This is a genomic window from Mesorhizobium sp. M4A.F.Ca.ET.050.02.1.1 (assembly GCF_003997725.1).
Classification (GTDB): domain Bacteria; phylum Pseudomonadota; class Alphaproteobacteria; order Rhizobiales; family Rhizobiaceae; genus Mesorhizobium.
Genome location: NZ_RZSG01001273.1, coordinates 1 through 962 on the forward strand (window position 1 = coordinate 1; position 962 = coordinate 962).

Annotated in this window: 1 pseudogene; it reads left to right on the top strand. The window is 66.8% G+C overall.

The window, feature by feature from the left end:
* Positions 1 to 962, top strand: a pseudogene (locus tag EOA33_RS36895) (AsmA protein); the annotation flags it as partial.

Genomic DNA, 962 nt, shown 5'->3' on the forward strand with positions numbered 1-962 from the left:
GTCGACTGGGCGATGCGGCCGACCTCGCCCTTCGATCTCAACCAGATCGCGATCGAGAAGCTGACGGTGACGGAAGGCGAGGTCGCCTTGCGCCATGCCGCCGGCGGGCGCAGCCACCTGATTTCCGAGATCAATTCGACCATCTCGGCGAAGTCGCTCGCCGGGCCATGGCGGATGGATGGAACGCTCAAGCTCGACGGGCTGCGCACCAATGTCACTGCCTCGACCGGCAGAGCCGAAGGCAATGGCCAGATGCGGCTGCGGCTGAAGGCCGATCCGGACGCCTATCCGCTGGTCATCGAGACCGACGGCAATGCCGGCCTCGTCAAGGGCGCCGTCGCCTATTCCGGCCAGTTCAAGATCTCCGGCAACGACAGGAATTCGGCCGAGCTGCGCGGCACCGGCGGCGAGACGGTGAAGGTCTCGGCCGGCAAGCCAGATCCAGGCTTCCGGCTCAACGGCAAGTTCTCGCTCGATCACCAGAAGCTCGCCTTCGACGAGTTCCGCTTCGAGACCGGACCGCTCGACAATCCGTATACCGCCGACGGCAAAGCCTCCGTCAATCTCGGACCGAACCCGCGCTTTTCGATCGAGGCCAATGGCGCGCAGGTGCAGTTGGATGAAGCCGTCGGCGCCGCCGCAGTCACCGGCGTAACGCTCGACCAGCGCGTCAATGCGCTGGAGCAGGCGCTTCTGCATATGCCGAAGCCGACCATCCCAGGGACCGTCGAGGTGAGACTGCCGGCCGTGGTCGCCGGTGACACGACGGTGCGCGACGTCCACCTCTCGGCCGAGCCGGCCGAAGGCGGCTGGTCGGTGAAGTCGCTTGCCGCGACCTTGCCCGGCCGCGCCACTCTCGAAGCCAACGGCATGCTCAGCGTCGAGGACCATTTCGGCTTCAGCGGCTCGCTGCTGCTCGCCGTGGCGCAGCCGTCGGGCTTCGCCGCCTGGTTGTCGAGGGA